This window comes from Zoogloea sp. (assembly GCF_044344315.1).
Taxonomy (GTDB): Bacteria; Pseudomonadota; Gammaproteobacteria; order Burkholderiales; family Rhodocyclaceae; genus Zoogloea.
Genome location: NZ_JBIJDC010000095.1, coordinates 1 through 18,439 on the forward strand (window position 1 = coordinate 1; position 18,439 = coordinate 18,439).

Here is an 18,439-nt window from a genome sequence, read left to right on the forward strand (position 1 = left end):
CAGAACGTTAACCGCGTGAAGCGCTACCACGACGACGTGCCGTTGTTCTCGCGCTTCCAGATCGAGCATCAGATCGAGTCGGCCTACTCGCGCCAGGTCAGCCTGCCCTCCGGCGGCGCCATCGTGATCGACCACACCGAGGCCCTGGTCTCCGTGGACGTGAACTCCGGTCGCGCCACCCGTGGTGCCGACATCGAGGAAACCGCCTTCAAGACCAACTGCGAAGCCGCCGACGAGGTGGCCCGCCAGCTGCGCCTGCGCGACTTGGGTGGCCTGATCGTCATCGACTTCATCGACATGGAGTCCCAGAAGAACCAGCGCGAGGTCGAGAACCGCCTGCGTGACGCCCTGCGCTACGACCGCGCCCGCGTCCAGACGGGCAAGATCAGCCGCTTCGGCCTGCTCGAACTGTCCCGCCAACGCCTGCGCCCGGCCCTGGCCGAGACCAGCTACATCCCCTGCCCGCGCTGCAACGGCACCGGCCATATCCGCAGCACCGAATCCTCGGCCCTGCACATCCTGCGCATCCTCGAAGAAGAGGCGATGAAGGACAACACTGGTGCCCTGCACTGCCAGGTGCCGGTCGACGTCGCCACCTTCCTGCTCAACGAGAAGCGCGACGATATCGCCAAGATCGAAGTGCGCCACAAGGTCGGCCTGGTGCTGATCCCCAACCGCCACCTCGAAACGCCGCAGCACGAGATCATCCGCCTGCGCCACGACCAGCTCAACCTCGAAGACAGCGTCCTGCCGAGCTACCGCATGGCCACCAAGCCGGCCGACGAATCCTACTCGCCGCCGTCGGCCAACACCGATCGCCCGGTGCGCCAGGAAGCCGCTGTCAAGGGCATCACTCCGGATCAGCCGGCCCCCATCGTGGAAGCGAAGGCAGTGCCGGCCCCCGCCCCCGTACCGGAAAGCCAGCCCGGCCTGCTGTCCCGCATCTTCGCCTTCTTCCGGGGCGAGAAGCAGCCCGAACCCGCCCCGGTAGTCGTCCAGCCGGAAACGCCCCGCCGTGAATCCCGTCCGCGCAACGAACGCGGTCGCCGGGAAGGTCGCGAAGGCCGTGAAGGTCGTGGTCGCCGGGACGGCCCGCGTGAAGAACGTGGCGAGCGCAGCGATAGCCGTGAAACCCGGGACAATGGCAACCGCAACGCCCCCGAAGCCCAGACCGAGGCCCGCGAGAAGCCCCAGCGCCAGCGTGGCGAGCGCCAGGAGCGGGAAGGTCGCAACGGCGAGCGTACCGAACGTGCCGAACGTGGTGAGAGAAATGAGCGCGGCGAACGGAGCGAACGCGGTGAACGTGGTCGCAACCGCAACGCCCAAACCCCGAAGCCTGCCGAGACCGAAACCCTTGTTGCCACCGAGCAACTGACGGCCGTTGCAGTTGCGGCCGCCGTTGCGGCCCCGGAAGCCGCTGCAACCGTCGAAGGCGAAGCCGGTGCCGAACGCAGCCGCCGCAGCCGTCGCGGTCGTCGCGGCGGTCGTCGCAACGATGAAGCGGGCAGCAACGAAGCCGCCGCCCAGGGCGAACTGGAGATCGGCGAACAGGCTCAAACCACGGAAACCCCCGAGGTCGCGGTCAGCGCCGCAACGGAGGCGGTCGCCACCGAAGCCACCCCGGCACCGCTGCCGGTCGCGGAGGCTGCACCTGCCCAGGCCCCTGCTCCCTCAGACGCGGTGGAAGCCATCGCAACGGAGTCGACCGCTCCCGAGGCCACCCCGGCCGCTGCTCAAGCCCAGGAAGCCGTGGTCGCCGTCGCGGAAATGGCCTACACGGCGCCCGCAGCAGTTCAAGCCACCGGCCTCGACCTGATCGAGCAGGCTGTGGCTGCCACCCATCAGCCCGCAGTCGAGCTGCCCACCGAGGCGCCCGTCGCCACAATCGCGGAGCCCGAAGCCGTCGCTGCAGCCCCCGCGGAGGTGGCCGCCCCCAGCGCGGAGGTCGTCGAAGCGTCGCCGGCAGAGCCTGTTGTCGTCGAAGCACCGGCAGAAGTGTCGGTTTCGGTAGTCCAGGTAGAGCCTCAAGCGGCTAGCGCCGTCGAGGTGACCACCAAGGCCGCGCCCACGGCTATCGAACTGCCCGATCTGGAAGCCAGCGGGCTGGTAATGATCGAAACCCGGGCCGATTCGGTGAGCGCCGCCCAGGCAGCGATCCCCACCGAACCTGCACAGCCCCTCGGCCGCCGTCGCACCCGCAGCGCCGCTCCGGTCGTCGAAGAGGCGCTGGTCCAGGTGGAAACCCAGAAGTAAGCATCAGCACCACAAGCAAAAGGCCAGTCCCATGGGACTGGCCTTTTGCATTTCTTCTTGCCCTGAAAGCAACAGATCAAGGGCTTCAGCTCACCGACTGGCGCCTCCGATTCACTTCCGGAAGGATGTCCTCGATCAGCCCCTGCACTGCGTCCTCGCAGAGATCCAGAACGGCGTCAAAGCCCTTCGCCCCACCATAGTAGGGATCAGGAACGTCATCCCGGCGTGAGCTGCGGGCGAAACTCATAAACATGCGCACCTTGTGTTTGCAGCCATCAGGCGCCCTGTCTCGCAGATAATTGAAGTGATCCCGATCCATGGCCAGCACGAGGTCGAACTCAGCGTAATCCTTGGGTTGAACCTTGCGCGCCCGGAGACGGGAAAGATCGTAGCCCCGCCGCAGCGCGGCCGTCTGGGCCCGCGGATCCGGCGCCTCACCGGTGTGATAGCCCTGGGTGCCGGCAGAATCCACACCGACCACATCCTCAAGCCCCGCCATGGCCAGCCAGCGGCGTGCCACGCCCTCCGCCGTAGGTGACCGGCAGATATTGCCGGTGCACACGAACAGTATTTTCATTATGGGTGTCCCTCCTACCGGCAATTTAAACAGCCGGCGGGCGGAACGTACAAGCTCAAGGACCAATTTCTTCGGATTCTCTCAGCCAGTGGCGTCGGGTGAAGCGGATGCGTCGTGCCCTTCAGCACCGAATGCCTGCTGCCGCAGGCGGAAAAGCCGGTCGCGCGCCGCAGCAGCTTTTTCGAACTCCAGGTTGCGGGCGTGCTCCTGCATTTCCTTCTCGAGCTGACGGATGGTCTTGGCCAGCGCCTTTTCATCCAGAACCCCGTACTCGGCACGGGCTTCGGCGGCGTTGACAGTGGCATCCCCTGAACCTGCATCATAGACACCGTCAATGATGTCCTTTATGCGTTTTGTCACGGACTTGGGTGTAATTCCGTTAGCCGCATTGAAAGCCAGCTGCTTTTCGCGACGGCGCTCCGTTTCGCCCATGGCCGCCTTCATGGAATCGGTGATGCGGTCGGCGTAGAGAATCGCCGTGCCGTGCAGGTGTCGCGCCGCCCGGCCGATGGTCTGGATCAGGGAGCGCTCCGAACGGAGGAAGCCCTCCTTATCCGCATCCAGGATGGCCACCAGGGACACCTCCGGGATATCCAGCCCCTCCCGCAGCAGGTTGATCCCCACCAGCACATCGAACTCCCCCAGGCGCAGGTCACGGATGATCTCAACCCGCTCCACGGTATCAATGTCCGAGTGCAGGTAGCGCACACGGATACCATTCTCGGCGAGGTACTCGGTCAGATCCTCAGCCAGGCGCTTGGTCAGTACCGTCACCAGGATCCGCTCCTGCACCGCCAGGCGCAGCTTGATCTCCCCCAGCAGATCATCGACCTGGGTGGTGGCCGGCTTCACGATGATGATCGGATCCACCAGGCCGGTCGGGCGTACCACCTGCTCCACCACCTGGCCCTGGTGTTCCTTTTCGTAAGCCGCCGGCGTCGCGGAGACAAACACGGTCTGGGGCAGCAGGCGCTCGAACTCCTCGAACTTGAGGGGCCGGTTGTCCATCGCCGAGGGTAGGCGGAAACCGTACTCGACCAGGTTTTCCTTGCGCGCCCGGTCGCCCTTATACATCGCCCCCACCTGGCCGATCGACACATGCGATTCATCGATGAACATCAAGCCATCCTTGGGCAGATAGTCGATCAGGGTCGGCGGCGCATCACCGGGGTTGCGCCCGGACATGTGGCGAGAGTAGTTCTCGATGCCCTTGCAGAACCCCAGTTCGTTCAGCATCTCCAGGTCGAAGCGGGTGCGCTGCTCGATGCGCTGGGCCTCCACCAGCTTGCCGGCCTTCTGGAAAGTCTCGATGCGCAGGCGCAGCTCATCCTTGATAGCCTCGAGAGCAGCCAGCACAGTGGCCCGCGGCGTCACGTAATGACTTGACGGATAGACCGTGAAGCGCACGATTTTCTGCTTGAGGTGGCCGGTCAGCGGGTCAAACAGGGTCAGGTGCTCGATTTCGTCGTCGAACATTTCCACGCGCAGGGCGTGCTCGGCGCTTTCGGCCGGATAGATGTCGATCACGTCGCCACGCACCCGGAAGGTACCGCGCTTGAAATCCACGTCCGCCCGGTCGTACTGCATCGCCACCAATCGCTGAACCAGATCGCGATGGACGATCTTCTCGCCTTCCCGCAGGTGCAGCACCATGCTGTGATAAGACTGCGGATCACCGATCCCGTAGATGCACGACACTGACGCCACGATCACCACATCCCGCCGTTCCATCAGACTCTTGGTGGCCGACAGGCGCATTTGCTCGATATGCTCGTTGATCGCCGAATCCTTCTCGATGAACAGATCGCGGGACGGCACGTAGGCCTCAGGTTGGTAGTAGTCGTAGTAGCTGACGAAATACTCCACCGCGTTCTCCGGAAAAAACTCCCGGAACTCCGAATACAACTGCGCCGCCAGGGTCTTGTTGTGGGCCAGCACCAAGGCCGGACGGCCACAGCGGGCAATCACGTTGGCCATGGTGTAGGTCTTGCCGGACCCCGTCACACCCAGCAGGGTCTGGAACATCAGACCGTCGCCGATGCCCTCCACCAGCTTGCGAATCGCCTCCGGCTGGTCGCCGCCGGGCTGGAATGGCTGATGGAGCCGAAACGGACTCCCGTCGAAAAGCACTACGCGCCCGCTATCGGATTGATCGGCCATGATAAAATTTCAGATTCAAGTCAGTCGGTGAGTCCGGGCTCAGGTCCGGGCAACGCCGCATTATCGCCCAGCGGCAAGCACAAAGTGCCCCGCACCCTTCGCCCCTTTTGGAGACCCCATGAGCTCTTCGATCTTTGCTGCGGTGGAAATGGCCCCCCGCGATCCGATTCTCGGCCTGAATGAAGCCTTCAACGCGGATACCCGCAGCACCAAGGTCAACCTCGGCGTTGGCGTTTACTTCGACGACAACGGCAAGATCCCCCTGCTGGGCGCCGTCAAGACCGCCGAGAAGGCCCGCCTCGAGGCGGCCCCTCCCCGTGGCTACCAACCCATCGAAGGCCCTGTCGCCTACGCCAACGCGGTGCAGAACCTGCTGTTCGGCGCCGACAGCGCCATCATCCGTGACGGCCGCGTCGTCACCGCCCAGGCCCTCGGCGGCACTGGCGCCCTGCGCATCGGCGGCGACCTGATCAAGCGCGTGGTGCCGGGCGCCACCGTTTATATATCCGACCCCTCCTGGGAAAACCACCGCGCCCTGTTCGAGGCTGCCGGCTTCCCGGTAGACACCTACCCCTACTACAACCCGGAAACCCGCGGCGCCAATGCCGAGGCCATGATCGCCAAGCTCAACACCCTGCCCGCCGGCTCGGTGATCGTGCTGCACGCCTGCTGCCACAACCCCACTGGCGCCGACCTCACCGAAGCCCAGTGGGCCGACGTGGTCAAGGCCTGTGCCAACCGTGGCCTGATCCCCTTCCTCGACATGGCCTACCAGGGCTTCGCCGATGGCATCGAGCCCGACGCGGTGGCGGTGAACCTGTTCTCCGCCTCCGGCCTGTCCTTCTTCGTGTCCAGCTCCTTCTCCAAGAGCTTCTCGCTGTATGGCGAGCGCGTTGGCGCCCTGTCCGTGGTCACCCAGAGCAAGGACGAATCCGCCCGCGTGCTGTCGCAGCTCAAGCGCGTGATCCGTACCAACTACTCCAATCCGCCGATCCACGGCGGCGCCATCGTGGCTGCCGTGCTGTCCACCCCGGCCCTGCGCCAGGAATGGGAGACCGAACTGGCCGGCATGCGTGACCGCATCCGTGCCATGCGTACCGGGCTGGTCGAGCAACTTGCTGCCCGCAAGGTAGACCAGGACTTCTCCTTCGTGATCAAGCAGCGCGGCATGTTCTCCTATACCGGCCTCACCACCGCCCAGGTGGATCGCATGAAGGACGAGTTCGGCATCTACGCCGTCGGCACTGGTCGCATCTGTCTCGCTGCCCTGAACAGCAAGAACCTCGACTACGTCGCCGACGCCATCGCTGCCGTGATCAAGGCCTGACCTCCGTCGCCCCCGTCTTGACCGGCGGGGGCAAAAAGTCACGCATCCGGCCTTGACGTACTTTAAAGTCACACCTAGAATGCGCGGCTCTGTTCCTCGATAGCTCAGTCGGTAGAGCGCCGGACTGTTAATCCGTAGGTCCCTGGTTCGAGCCCAGGTCGAGGAGCCAAAGAATCAAGTAAAAAGCCAAGCTTTCGAGCTTGGCTTTTTACTTTGCAGCCCCCCCTCCCTTGCCACGCAATGAAGCGGGACGAAAGCCTGACGGCAACTCAATCGCCGTGCACGAAGCAGTGCCGGGTACGATTGACGATGGCCACCAGCGAGAGCATCACGGGAACCTCCACCAGCACGCCGACCACCGTCGCCAGCGCCGCGCCGGAATCGAGGCCGAACAGGGAAATCGCCACCGCCACAGCCAACTCGAAGAAGTTGGAGGTGCCGATCAGGCAGGCCGGCCCGGCAATGTCATGGGATAGCCTGAGGGCCCGCGCTGCAAAAAAGGTAATCGCGAAAATCCCGTAACTCTGGACGATCAGGGGCACCGCGATCATGGCGATGACCGCCGGTTGGGCAACGATAGTGCCCGCCTGGAAACCAAACAGCAGAACCACCGTGGCGATCAGCCCGATGATGGACCACGGCTTGAGCCGGGCGACAAACCCCACCACGGCATCGGGCGAACGCCGGGCCAGCACATGACGCGTCCCCATGCCCGCCGCCAGCGGCAGCACCACATAGAGCACGGTAGACAGCACCAAGGTTTCCCAGGGGACCGTGATGTCAGTGACCCCCAGCAGAAAAGCTGCGATGGGCGCAAAGGCCACCACCATGATCAGATCATTCACCGACACCTGGACCAGGGTGTAGTTGGCATCCCCCCTGACAAGCTGGCTCCAGACGAAGACCATGGCGGTACAGGGCGCCACGCCCAACAAGATCATGCCTGCGATGTACTCGCTGGCCGACGCGGGATCCACCCAGGGGGCAAACACATACTGAAAAAACAGTACCCCCAAGGCCGCCATGGTGAAGGGCTTGACCAGCCAGTTGACCACCAGCGTCAGCACCAGACCCCGCGGCCGCTTACCCACATCCTTTACGGCAGACCAGTCGATCTGGATCATCATCGGATAGATCATGATCCAGATGAACACGGCAACCACCAGATTGACGTGCGCAATCTCCAGACCGGCAATAGCCTGGAAGACGCCGGGCACGGCAAGACCGAGAAGCACGCCAGCAACGATCCCCAGCGCCACCCATACGGTCAGAAAGCGTTCAAAGAGCCCCATCAGCCCCTCCTGAAACACGGACATGCGGATGGATATGCAGCAACCCTGCATTAGTAAAAATCACCGCTTCAACGGCCCGAAGCAAGAATATGTTCATGATGGCGTACGAGATTGGATGGATGTCGGGAACAAGGGCCGGATCGATCACCTTGAAACTCGGAGATGAATCCGGCTGTTTGCGTTTCAACCATTCGACTATACAACAATTCTTGAAATAACCAACCCACGTCGGCTTGACGTAGCCTCACGTCGGTGTTGACGGTATGAGATTCGACGCCTATAATTTTGCTCTCAATTCCTCGATAGCTCAGTCGGTAGAGCGCCGGACTGTTAATCCGTAGGTCCCTGGTTCGAGCCCAGGTCGAGGAGCCAAGACAAGCAAAAAAGCCAATCCGTAAGGGTTGGCTTTTTTGCTTTCACCTCCCGGACTTACCCCAAGCGCCTTGCACATGCACCATTGGTGGGGCATTCTTGCTTCGCACTCTGCACCTGAGAGCAACCACGTCCCCTCCTCTCCTCCAACACCCAGCCACTGGAATGATTCGCTTCCTCTTGATCTTCATGTTGCTGCTGCCGGGCCTGATGGTGCTGGAGCTAACGGCCCCCGCCCAGCAGTGGATCGTCCTTCCCTGGACCTCCCTACTCACACGGATCACCGCATTTATCCTCAGCACCTTCGACGCCAACGTCATGTCCTATGGCAAAGTCCTGCTCGACACGCGGAGCGGCGTGGGCGTCTCCGTGGAAGCCGGCTGCAACGGTGTTGAAGCATGCCTGATCCTCCTCGCCGCGATGCTTGCCTACCCCGCACCGTGGAAGCTCAAACTATTGGGCGTCCTTGCCGGATGCATCACCATTCAATCCGTGAATGTCCTGCGGGTCATCTCGCTGTTCTACCTCGCGAGGTGGGACAAGGGCTTCTTCGAATTCGCGCACCTATATCTGTGGCAAGCCCTGATCATGCTGGATGTATTGATCGTATGGCTGGTGTGGATCCGTATCGTGGCACAGCGGACGCCTCCCTCCCTTCCTTCGCCCCCCGTGGCTGCCGGAGCGTGATTGCATGGAGAAACATTTCAGCCTTATCGGCGGCTTCTTCCTGCGCACCCTGCTTCTTCTCGTTCCCATGCTGGTCCTGTGGTACTGGGCTCGCGAATGGGTGGTAGCGCCCTCCGTCTGGCTTGCCGGAAAAGCGTTGCAGTTCCAGTTTCCGTCATGGGTATTGGGCATTGAAAAAGAGGGCGCTCACCACACACTGCTCACAAACCTGCGGGTACTTGCACAAGGCGGCCGGATCGGCGAACTGGCACCGGAAATCCGGGCGCTGACATACTGCTATGGATCTGCGCTCCTGCCCGCCCTGTTGCTGGGCAGCCAGGCCCGCAAACTCTGGTGGAAGCTCCCCACCGGTCTCGCCCTCCTGATTCCATTCCAGGCCTGGAGCATCGCCTTTGCATGGCTCCTGCAGGTCGCGGTCCAAGCCGGCCCGCAGGTAGCCGGCGAGGCGGGCTTCTCGTCCTTAGGAACCAACCTCGTGGCCGCAGGGTACCAGTTCGGCTTCCTGATCTTTCCCGCCCTGGCCCCGGTGCTTGTCTGGCTTGCCCTCGACCGCAGACTGGTGGCCACTGTTCTGCTCGAGGGCAGCCTTTCCGGAAAGCACTGAATTCACACTGTCAAATACCCGAAGAAGGTTTGATACAAGGTGTAAATTCGGCTATAAATGTGCAGTCATTACTTGCGCGAAAAAATCAATGAAAACACTGCTCAAATCGGCGATCCTTGCCACCGTCGCCGCAGCGTCCATGCCGGCCTTCGCCGCCATCCAGACCCACAGCTTCACCGTCACCGGTACAGGTGGCGAAACCGGTAGCGGTACTTTGGTCTGGGACGACACGGTTACCACCTCAGGAAGTTCTCTCTCGCTGGCCAATGCCACGTCCATTTCCATCACCATTACTGGTGGTGTGGCCGGTGCAGGCCAGAGCTTCACCAAGGCGCAATGTACATTCCTGGCGGCCAATTCCACACCGAGTTTTGGATTAGATCTGAACTTCGGGTGTGATAACGGGAGTACGTCGTTTTCGGGCATGTCGCCATATACGGCGAGCTATGGCGCAAGCACTCTCACATGGGTGCCGGGTACCACCACCGCCACCACGACCTCCGTCCCTACCCTCAATGAATGGGGCATGATCCTGCTGTCCGGCCTGATGGCCGCCAGCACCGTGGTCATCATGCGGCGCAAGCAGGGCTGATCACAGCCCGCTCTCGAAAAAATGCCCACTTCGGTGGGCATTTTTGTTTTCGAGCCCCTTAGCAAGAGTGATCGCGCCATAGCCACCACAGGAACGTCCCCCAGCCCATTCGCCTTGCCCTTCCCCGCCACAGCCCCCATAATTTTCTGAAGAGGCGGGCGCTTTCTTAGCACGGGACAAGGCGCTCAAACAGCGCCCCACCCTATAAGAGCACCTGTGCAGCCCCATCCGAAGAGACGATGAACCAGCGAGTGATTCCCCTGGCCGACGAGCGCCAGCTCCGGCAACTGCCAGCCATCCCTGCCGACCTGAGCCCCGCCACCGGTACCCTCCTGGATGGTCGCGGACGCCCGGTCCGGGACCTGCGGATCTCGGTGACGGATCGCTGCAACTTCCGCTGCGTGTACTGCATGCCCAAGTCGGTATTCGACAAGGACTACACCTTCCTGCCCCGCCAGTCGCTGCTGTCCTTCGAGGAAATCACCCGCCTGGCGAGGTTGTTCGCCTCCCACGGCGTAACCAAGATCCGTCTGACCGGTGGCGAACCTCTGCTGCGCCGCAACCTGGAGCAGCTGATCAGCCAGCTGGTCGCCATTCCCGGCATGGAAGTCACCCTGACCACCAACGGTGTCCTGCTACCCAAGAAGGCTGCGGCCCTGAAGGCGGCCGGACTTCAGCGCGTCACCGTCAGCCTTGACTCCCTGGACGACGCCATCTTCCGCGCCATGAACGACGTGGACGTACCCGTCACTGACGTGCTCAAGGGTATCGCAGCCGCGGAAACCGCCGGGCTCGGGCCGATCAAGATCAACATGGTGGTCAAGCGCGGTCTCAACGACCAGGAAATCCTGCCCATGGTCGAGCGCTTCCGCGGCACCGGTCATATCCTGCGCTTCATTGAGTTCATGGACGTGGGCAGTTCCAACGGCTGGCGGATGGACGATGTGGTGCCGTCGGCTGAAGTCGTACAGCGCATCCATGAGCGCCACCCACTCGTGCCAATCGACCCCAACTACACCGGAGAAGTCGCGGAGCGCTGGCGCTTTGCCGACGGCGGCGGCGAGATTGGTGTTATTTCATCGGTCACCCAAGCCTTCTGCTCCACCTGCACCCGCGCACGCCTGTCCACCGAGGGCAGCCTGTACACCTGTCTCTTCGCCCAGAGCGGCCACGACCTGCGCAGCCTGATGCGCGAAGGCCGTAACGATGACGAGCTGTCAGCCGCCATCCGGCAGATCTGGCAGCGGCGCACTGACCGCTACTCCGAGATCCGCACCGCGGAAACCGCCTCCCTGCGCAAGATCGAAATGTCCTATATCGGGGGCTGAATCCCGCCCCGGACCGATCGGGGCCGCGACAGCCATCCTGTGACAAGGTGCATACTTTTCGAGTGAATTTGTTGGTCGACTGCGTCCACGGGCCCGTTATGGTGCAAAATTTCGTGCTGCAGCAAAACATACGAAGCCATCAACTGGCCAAGCCGCCCCCAACCCTAGCCAAGAGCGGACCATGAACAACGACGTTCCGGAAGGCACCAAGCAGATCATCGATGGGCGTGAACGGGTTTTCTACTCGGGATACTGGGTCAAGACCTACAAGGTGCCCGAGGACACCCTTCAAGCCAAGCGCAAGCTGATCGGGGCCCTCACCCGCCGCCTGTTCAACCACGTGGAGCACGGCCTCAACATTCCGGGCAGCCGGCTGAACGAAGCGCGAAAAAGCTACGAAGACGAGAGCAACGCAGAGCGCCGCCGGGTGAAGGGCGCGATGCTGGCCGGGGCCCTGTTCAACCGGGCCGCCGACATCTTCACCAAGCTGGTTGAACTGCAGAGCGTGGGCATCGAGATCCAGTCCGACAACGCGCTGATGCGCGAATGTGGCCGCTGCCTGCAGGAAGCACTCGGCCTAGGGCGACTGGTTCTGCACCGTTCGGGCGAAGAAGGTATCGACGAATTATGGGGCGAACCGTTCAAGGCCTTTTCGATCCCCCTCGAAGACTTCTACGAAAGCCGCTACGTCAAGATCGCCATGACCCTGCGCGACATCGACCTGCTGGCGGCAGCCATGGTTACCACCTTCGAACCCCTGCCCTGTTTCAAGGGTGTCGAACCCCACATCCACGAGTTCGCCAACGCAGCCAAGATCAAGACCGAGACTCTGCGCACCGATCCGGATATCTTCGACATCTGGACCAGCTTCGTCACTGCCGCCGAGCGCATGTGCGGCCACTTCAATGCCGACGCCATGCCAGTCAATCTCGAGGAACAACATCTGGTTGCGGACGGCCGCCTGCTCATCCAGCAGGGGCGCGACCTGGTGAGCTACATCACCCGGGCCCGCACCCCCATGCCCAAGAGCGCCAACGAGTACATCGAACGCTGTCGGGCCTACACCGAACGCTGTGCCCGACGGGCCACCCGCTCAGCGCTCTAGAAGACCATACCCATTGCAGGGAATAGCCGCTTCCCAGAAAATGACGGGTGAACACCACGAGCTCGCCAGCGCCGGTCAAACCCCTTCGCGATGACGAGCTTCTGCCTATCGCAGTCACCAAGAAGAAGGAAGCCAGGCCATGAGCGCAAAACAAGACGCAACCCCCAGAAACGCAGCCAAGCCCCCGCGCAAGTCATCCACCCCGCGCCCCAGCAGTGCGGGTGACATCGCCCCCAAGGACTCCCCCGAAGCCATCGAGAACTACGTGATCGATGAGGCCGTCGAAGCCGCCCGGGACGCCAAGCTTTCCGCGGTCAGCGACATCGTCGCCACGCTCGCCGGCCACGACACCCACAGCATTGCCGAGACCCTGCAAGCCATCATGGCCGGCGCATCCCCGGACGACGCAGCCATCCTGCGCAATGCCCTGCTGGCCGAAGACGAGGCAGTCTACAAGAAGCTGCCCTCCCACCCGGACGACGAGCTTGCCGATGGCTGGCGCGAAGGCGGCTACCCGTACAAGAACCTGATGTCCCGCAAGGCCTACGAGAAGCAGAAATACCGCCTGCAGGTGGAGCTCCTCAAACTCCAGGCCTGGGTGAAGGAAACCGGCCAGCGCGTCGTGATCCTGTTTGAAGGCCGCGACGCCGCCGGCAAGGGCGGCACCATCAAGCGCTTCATGGAACACCTCAACCCGCGGGGCGCCCGGGTCGTCGCCCTGGAAAAGCCCACCGAGACCGAACGCGGCCAGTGGTACTTTCAACGCTACGTGCAGCACCTCCCCACCGCCGGCGAAATCGCCCTTTTCGACCGTTCCTGGTACAACCGTGCCGGCGTCGAACGGGTGATGGGCTTCTGCTCTGCGGACGAATACCTGGAGTTCATGCGCCAGACGCCCGAATTCGAACGCCAGCTAGTGCGCAGCGGCGTGCACATCATCAAATTCTGGTTCTCGGTCAGCCGCGAAGAGCAACGCCGCCGCTTCAAGGAACGTGAGGCCCATCCCCTCAAGCAGTGGAAGCTCAGCCCGATTGATCTGGCCTCCCTCGACAAGTGGGATGACTACACCAAAGCCAAGGAAGCCATGTTCTTCCACACCGACACCGCCGACGCCCCCTGGACGGTGATCAAGTCGGACTGCAAGAAGCGCGCACGCCTCAATGCCATGCGCTACATCCTGCACAAGCTTCCTTACACCAACAAGGACATGGACCATATCGGCCCCCTGGACCCGCTACTGGTCGGCCGTGCCCACGTGGTGTACGAGCGAGGTGAGCACGCCGGCAGCCCGCTGCTGTAAACCCGCACGGCCCCCCATCGACCATCGACCTTGCCGCCCTCCGGGCGGCCATTGTCGAGACCGCGCCGAAGAAGACCGGTAACTGCCCGCCACGGGGGCTGTGCCACTCGGACACAGCATTTCCCGCCAAGACTGGATCGGGGGAGACGCCCCTCTTTTCCCCCGTCCAGACAAGTTCCAGGCTTTCCTCTACGCCAATTAGAGACGAGCGGTTAAACTGCGGCGCGTGAACGCCCAGCCCCCCACCCCCACCTTCGCCCTTTTCGACAACAATCTGGATGCCACCGAGGCGCGCGGCGCCTGGCTTCTCACCGATCTGCAGGAAGCCATCGAGTGCCGCCACACGGACGACTGGCAGACTACCCTGCAACGCCTCGAGGAGGCTGCCCGCCAAGGCGCCTGGGTCGCTCTGGCCGCCAACTACGAGCTGGGCTACGTGATCGAACCGCGCCTGCGCCCCCTGCTCCCTGTCGACAGTGGCCAACTGTTCACCGGCTGGATATTCAAGCAAGGCCAGTGGCTCAGCGATGAAGCCTGCGACGCCTGGCTCGCTACGCAGGCCGCAACGCCCGCCGGCGGCACCAGCCACCTGGCGGCCCGCATCCGCGAGGAAGACTACCTGGCGAGCATCGCCCGTATCCGCGAATACATTGCCGAAGGCGACTGCTACCAGGTCAACTTCACCTTCCCCCTGTCAGGCCAGGCCTTCGGTGATCCGGCCAGCCTCTACCGCGCCCTGCGCCAGGCCCAGCCAGTACGCTACGGGGCCTTCATCGGTCATGCCGGTGGCGCCATCCTGTCACGCTCCCCAGAACTCTTCCTCGAACGCCGGGGCCACACCCTGAGCAGCCAACCGATGAAGGGCACCGCCGCACGCCATACCCCGCCGGCAGCCCTTGCCGCCTCCGAGAAGGACCGTGCAGAGAACATCATGATCGTGGACCTGATCCGCAATGACATGGGGCGCCTGGCACCGCCGGGAGGCGTGCGGGTCGAGGACCTCTTCCGCATCGATCCCTATCCCACGGTGTGGCAGATGACCTCCCGGGTCATCGCCGAACCGGTCATGGCAGATCTTGGGGAGATCTTTGGCGCCCTCTTTCCCTGCGGCTCGATCACGGGCGCGCCGAAGATCCGGGCCATGGAGATCATCCGCGAGCTGGAAGCCGAGGCCCGCGGCCTGTATTGCGGCGCCCTCGGCTGGATCCGCCCGGGTGGCGACTTCCGCTTCAGCGTGCCCATCCGCAGCCTTCTCATCGACAAGGTCGGCTCCGCGCGCCTGAACGTAGGCAGCGGCGTGGTCTACGACTCCATTCCCGCCTCGGAATGGGCCGAATGCCATCTGAAATCGCGCTTCCTGACCGCGCTGCCCAAGGGGTTGCGCCTGATCGAAACCCTGCGCTACACCCCGGGCAGCACGCCTGGCCAGGGGAGTTTTCCCTTCCTGGACGAACACCGGAGTCGGTTGAAGGCCTCCGCACGCACCTTCGGCTTTCCCTTTGAGGAGGCCGCCTTCCTGAACCTGCTCGACGGCATCAACGCAGACAAGGCCCTGCGCGTCCGCATCACTCTGGGACCCGAGGGCGACTTCACACTGGAACAGGCCGATCTGGCGATGGGTACCCCGGCAACCAACCCAAGCATCGTGCTGTCCCCCCTGCGCACCTCCAGCAGCGACATCCTCTTCCGCCACAAGACCACCGCCCGTGCGCTCTACGATGCAGAGCTGGCGCGAGTCATGGGCTTGGGGCATTTCGATGCGCTGTTCATGAACGAGCAGGGCGCGCTGACCGAAGGCGCCCGCAGCAATCTCTTCGTGGAGAGGGACGGTATTCTGCTCACGCCCCCCCTTGAGGCGGGGGTGCTGAATGGGGTATTACGCCAGCACTTGCTCCAGGAAGGCAAGGCACGGGAAGCGCATCTGAACCTGGACGACCTCCGTCAAGCGGAGGCCGTCTTCATGGGCAACGGCCTGCGGGGCCTGGTCCGCGTCCGGCTGGAAAACACGGAACAGACAGCCCCGGCCTGACCCCTGCGCCTTACTTGGCGCCCTTGCCCTTCGGCACCACCACCAGGCGCTCAACCAGCGTCTTGGCACTGGACGTGTCTTCCTTCAGCAGCAGTTGCACGCCGGCACGCAGCAATTCCGATTTGGTGCAGATGCGCCCGGCCTTGGCCAGGGTTTCACGCAGTTGCTTGAGCTGGGCATGCTCGCTCTTCGGCATTGAGAAGGAGTCCCGCACCACCTTCTCGCGGCTGGCCTTGACCGGCTTTTCCGCCTTGACGGCCTTCTCCTTCACCACCTTCTCCGCCTTGGGGCCCTTCGGCTTTTCGGGCTTGAGCGCCTTCAGCACAGGCTCAGCCTTGGGAGCAGCCACCTTCTTGGCCACAGCCGGCTTGGCAACGGCCTCCGCAGCCGGTGCGACCACCTTTGCGGGCTTGCTCACCACCTTGGCTGGCACCACCGCCTTGACCGGCTTGACCACCCTGGACGCCTTCGACACCGCCTCGGGCTTGGCTACCGCAGGCTTGGCCGGTGCCTTGGCCGGCTTCACCGGCGCGGCGACCGCTTCGGTGGTGACGGGCGCTACAACAGCCTCTGCCGGCACCGTCGTATCCACCGCTGGCGTCACGGGCGCCTCAACCGCCGGAATGGCAGTCTCTGCGACCGGCGCCGGGGCCTCCTGAACGGGATCGGGCAGACGTGCCTCCAGAGCTTCGTTTTCTTTCTGCAGCGTCGAACGCAGGGCAGACTTGGTCTTGCTGTTCATACTTTTTCTCCTGTCAGTTTCAATACTTCCACAACCAGTTTGTCCACTTCCCGAGCGGCCTCGGCTCCGCCACGGCCCAGCTGATACACCGTGCCACCGATGACCGCACTCTGGGCAAAGGCGTTGCGCTGGGACAGCGCAGCACCGAGGACCGGCAAGGAAAAGTCACGCATTACCTCGAGCACATCCCAGGCAAGATTGGTCCGCAACACACGGTTCGGCACCAGCGCCGCACGCAAACCCTTGCGACTCGCCTGGACCTGGAGGATCAGACGCTCCACTGCCTTGGTGGACCAAAGATCGGCCGGGCTCGGCACCACCGGCACCAAAGCCACATCAGCCTCACGCAACGCCGCCAGGGTCATGACATGCTCGATGGACGGCGGGCAGTCGAGCAGGATCACGTCTGCATCCCGCCCCACTTGCCGCAGACAGGTCTGCAGGCCTTCAGCAGCCCCATCGAGTTGCATCACCCGGGCAGGAAACGGCGTTGTTGCCGGCGCAGCATGTGACCAGCGAAGCGCCGTCTCCTGGGGGTCGAGATCAATCACCACCACCCGGCGCCCGCTGCGCGCCAGCCCGCCGGCCAGTTGCATCGTCAGCGTCGATTTCCCCGCCCCGCCCTTCTGGGAGAGAACGGTCACTACCTTGGCTCTTGCCACGGAACCTCCATTAGGTAATACCGTATTATTTTTACTCAGAAGAGTTTCAAACACAAGCGGCCCTCATTGGAGAGGGCGCAGTAGCAAGGCGGGAAGAAGCTGGAATACCGGCTGCCAGCAGCCATTTCGTCGTCACACGCACATGAAAAACGCCCCGGAAACATGCCGGGGCGTCAGGAAAAAGCAGGAAGGGCCGGCGCGATCAGCGCAAAAAATCGGTCCTGAACGTCGGGCGTCTGGGGGGGGAGTTGATGACGATCTGCCGTTGTCCGTCCGAGCGCCGCGGACGCACGCCAGAGCCATCGCACTCCCGCAGCCCGCGGGTGCCAAGACGCAGGCACTGCACATCGCCGCAACCACAACTGGCCCCCATGTCCATGGGGAGCCCCTCCTCCATATGCTCGATACGGAGCAACTCCAGAAAGCGGATTGCAGAATCACGGCAAGCGAAAACAGTCAGCCGGCCATCGTTGGCACAGAGCCAGCGCTCGTCCACGGTGATGCCCACACAGCAATCACGGCCACCGCTCAATGCATGAATGCGCACTTGGGTCTGCCCCAGGCGCCACAGCGGCGCGACAGCCAATTCAAGCCAGGTCGCGTTGCGTCCTTTGAGTTCCATTTGTCCCTCCTTTATTTTTTTGATGTGCCTGCTGGAAACGACAAAATCCGGGCGTTTTTCGCGGCACTTTGAGTATTATCGGCCACCAGCCCGGCGATGGGGAAGGAGGCGATTCCCGGAAGCGGATCCGGGAAAACCCGGACGCATACCCCTCACGCCCGTCCTGAACCCATTTCAACCGGAGAAAAACACAATGAAGATCGAGACACTCGCCGTCCACGGTGGATACAGCCCGGACCCGACCACCAAGGCCGTGGCCGTGCCCATCTACCAGACCACGTCCTATGCCTTTGACGACACCCAGCACGGTGCCGATCTGTTCGACCTGAAGGTGGCCGGCAACATCTACACCCGCATCATGAACCCCACCCAGGCTGTGCTCGAAGCCCGTGTGGCAGCGATGGAAGGCGGCATTGCCGGCCTGGCCCTGGCGTCCGGCATGGCCGCCATCACCTACTCGATCCAGACCATCGCCGAAGCCGGTGACAACATCGTTTCGGCCTCCACCCTGTACGGCGGCACCTACAACCTGTTCGCCCACACCCTGCCGCAGATCGGCATCAATGTGCGCTTTGCCGACCACCGCGACCCGGCCTCCTTTGCCCCGCTGATCGACGCCCGCACCAAGGCCATTTTCTGTGAGTCGGTCGGCAACCCCCTGGGCAACATCACCGATTTCGAAGCCCTGGCGGCCATCGCCCACGCCCACGGCATTCCGCTGATCGTGGACAACACGGTGCCCTCGCCCTACCTGTGCCGGCCCATCGAGCACGGCGCCGACATCGTG

At 63.1% G+C, this 18,439-nt stretch carries 16 protein-coding genes and 2 tRNA genes; 12 read left to right on the plus strand and 6 right to left on the minus strand.

Annotation, left to right across the window (positions count from 1 at the left end; all coding sequences use genetic code 11):
* On the plus strand, positions 1-2,253 hold a 2,253-nt coding region (locus ACIQ09_RS17215), incomplete at its 5' end, for a ribonuclease E/G (RefSeq protein ID WP_398312668.1).
* Between the two features lie 85 nt (positions 2,254-2,338).
* Here the strand turns inward: ACIQ09_RS17215 and ACIQ09_RS17220 are convergent.
* Positions 2,339-2,833 carry a low molecular weight protein-tyrosine-phosphatase gene (locus ACIQ09_RS17220; RefSeq protein WP_398312724.1) on the minus strand — a complete coding sequence of 165 codons (495 nt, stop codon included), beginning with the start codon at positions 2,831-2,833 and terminating at the stop codon, positions 2,339-2,341.
* A 78-nt stretch (positions 2,834-2,911) separates the two neighbouring features.
* Positions 2,912-4,990 (minus strand): excinuclease ABC subunit UvrB, encoded by a 2,079-nt coding sequence (gene uvrB, locus ACIQ09_RS17225; RefSeq protein ID WP_398312671.1) that lies wholly within the window; start codon positions 4,988-4,990, stop codon positions 2,912-2,914.
* 118 nt (positions 4,991-5,108) lie between these two features.
* Here uvrB and ACIQ09_RS17230 point away from each other — a divergent pair, with 118 nt between their 5' ends.
* Both ACIQ09_RS17230 and ACIQ09_RS17235 read left to right on the plus strand, forming a co-directional pair.
* Positions 5,109-6,317 (plus strand): amino acid aminotransferase, encoded by a 1,209-nt coding sequence (locus tag ACIQ09_RS17230; RefSeq protein ID WP_398312673.1) that lies wholly within the window; start codon positions 5,109-5,111, stop codon positions 6,315-6,317.
* Between the two features lie 93 nt (positions 6,318-6,410).
* Positions 6,411-6,486, plus strand: a tRNA-Asn gene (locus tag ACIQ09_RS17235).
* Positions 6,487-6,586: 100 nt separating this feature from the next.
* Here the strand turns inward: ACIQ09_RS17235 and arsB are convergent.
* Positions 6,587-7,609: an ACR3 family arsenite efflux transporter gene (gene arsB / locus ACIQ09_RS17240; RefSeq protein WP_398312676.1), complete on the minus strand. Its 1,023-nt coding sequence runs from the start codon at positions 7,607-7,609 to the stop codon at positions 6,587-6,589.
* A gap of 296 nt (positions 7,610-7,905) precedes the next feature.
* On the opposite strand from arsB, the gene ACIQ09_RS17245 reads away from it, so the two are divergent.
* The 8 genes from ACIQ09_RS17245 to pabB all read left to right on the plus strand — a co-directional run bounded on the left by ACIQ09_RS17245 (position 7,906) and on the right by pabB (position 15,626).
* A tRNA-Asn gene (locus tag ACIQ09_RS17245) sits at positions 7,906-7,981 on the plus strand.
* 165 nt (positions 7,982-8,146) lie between these two features.
* The gene (gene xrtH / locus ACIQ09_RS17250) at positions 8,147-8,668 is read left to right on the plus strand and encodes an exosortase H (RefSeq protein ID WP_398312679.1); all 522 of its coding nucleotides are present in this window, start codon (positions 8,147-8,149) and stop codon (positions 8,666-8,668) included.
* 4 nt (positions 8,669-8,672) lie between these two features.
* Positions 8,673-9,272: an exosortase H-associated membrane protein gene (locus tag ACIQ09_RS17255; RefSeq protein WP_398312682.1), complete on the plus strand. Its 600-nt coding sequence runs from the start codon at positions 8,673-8,675 to the stop codon at positions 9,270-9,272.
* A gap of 88 nt (positions 9,273-9,360) precedes the next feature.
* Complete coding sequence (locus ACIQ09_RS17260) at positions 9,361-9,864, plus strand: IPTL-CTERM sorting domain-containing protein (RefSeq protein ID WP_398312685.1); 504 nt, start codon at positions 9,361-9,363, stop codon at positions 9,862-9,864.
* Between the two features lie 239 nt (positions 9,865-10,103).
* Positions 10,104-11,192 carry a GTP 3',8-cyclase MoaA gene (moaA, locus tag ACIQ09_RS17265; protein ID WP_398312688.1) on the plus strand — a complete coding sequence of 363 codons (1,089 nt, stop codon included), beginning with the start codon at positions 10,104-10,106 and terminating at the stop codon, positions 11,190-11,192.
* A gap of 181 nt (positions 11,193-11,373) precedes the next feature.
* Positions 11,374-12,297, plus strand: coding sequence for a hypothetical protein (locus ACIQ09_RS17270; RefSeq protein WP_398312702.1), 924 nt, complete (start codon positions 11,374-11,376; stop codon positions 12,295-12,297).
* A gap of 139 nt (positions 12,298-12,436) precedes the next feature.
* Positions 12,437-13,597 carry a polyphosphate kinase 2 gene (ppk2, locus tag ACIQ09_RS17275; protein WP_398312705.1) on the plus strand — a complete coding sequence of 387 codons (1,161 nt, stop codon included), beginning with the start codon at positions 12,437-12,439 and terminating at the stop codon, positions 13,595-13,597.
* Between the two features lie 226 nt (positions 13,598-13,823).
* Positions 13,824-15,626: an aminodeoxychorismate synthase component I gene (gene pabB / locus ACIQ09_RS17280; RefSeq protein ID WP_398312709.1), complete on the plus strand. Its 1,803-nt coding sequence runs from the start codon at positions 13,824-13,826 to the stop codon at positions 15,624-15,626.
* A 10-nt stretch (positions 15,627-15,636) separates the two neighbouring features.
* On the opposite strand, the gene ACIQ09_RS17285 is transcribed toward pabB, so the two are convergent.
* From ACIQ09_RS17285 to ACIQ09_RS17295, 3 genes are all read right to left on the minus strand, one after another.
* Positions 15,637-16,368 (minus strand): hypothetical protein, encoded by a 732-nt coding sequence (locus tag ACIQ09_RS17285; protein ID WP_398312712.1) that lies wholly within the window; start codon positions 16,366-16,368, stop codon positions 15,637-15,639.
* Positions 16,365-17,030: a ParA family partition ATPase gene (gene parA / locus ACIQ09_RS17290; protein ID WP_398312715.1), complete on the minus strand. Its 666-nt coding sequence runs from the start codon at positions 17,028-17,030 to the stop codon at positions 16,365-16,367. Before parA ends, ACIQ09_RS17285 begins: the two co-directional genes overlap by 4 nt.
* Before the next feature lie 202 nt (positions 17,031-17,232).
* On the minus strand, positions 17,233-17,652 hold the full coding sequence (locus tag ACIQ09_RS17295; protein ID WP_398312718.1) for a hypothetical protein: 420 nt from the start codon (positions 17,650-17,652) through the stop codon (positions 17,233-17,235).
* Between the two features lie 193 nt (positions 17,653-17,845).
* On the opposite strand from ACIQ09_RS17295, the gene ACIQ09_RS17300 reads away from it, so the two are divergent.
* Positions 17,846-18,439 (plus strand): aminotransferase class I/II-fold pyridoxal phosphate-dependent enzyme (locus ACIQ09_RS17300; RefSeq protein WP_398312721.1); only part of this gene is annotated, 594 nt, incomplete at its 3' end.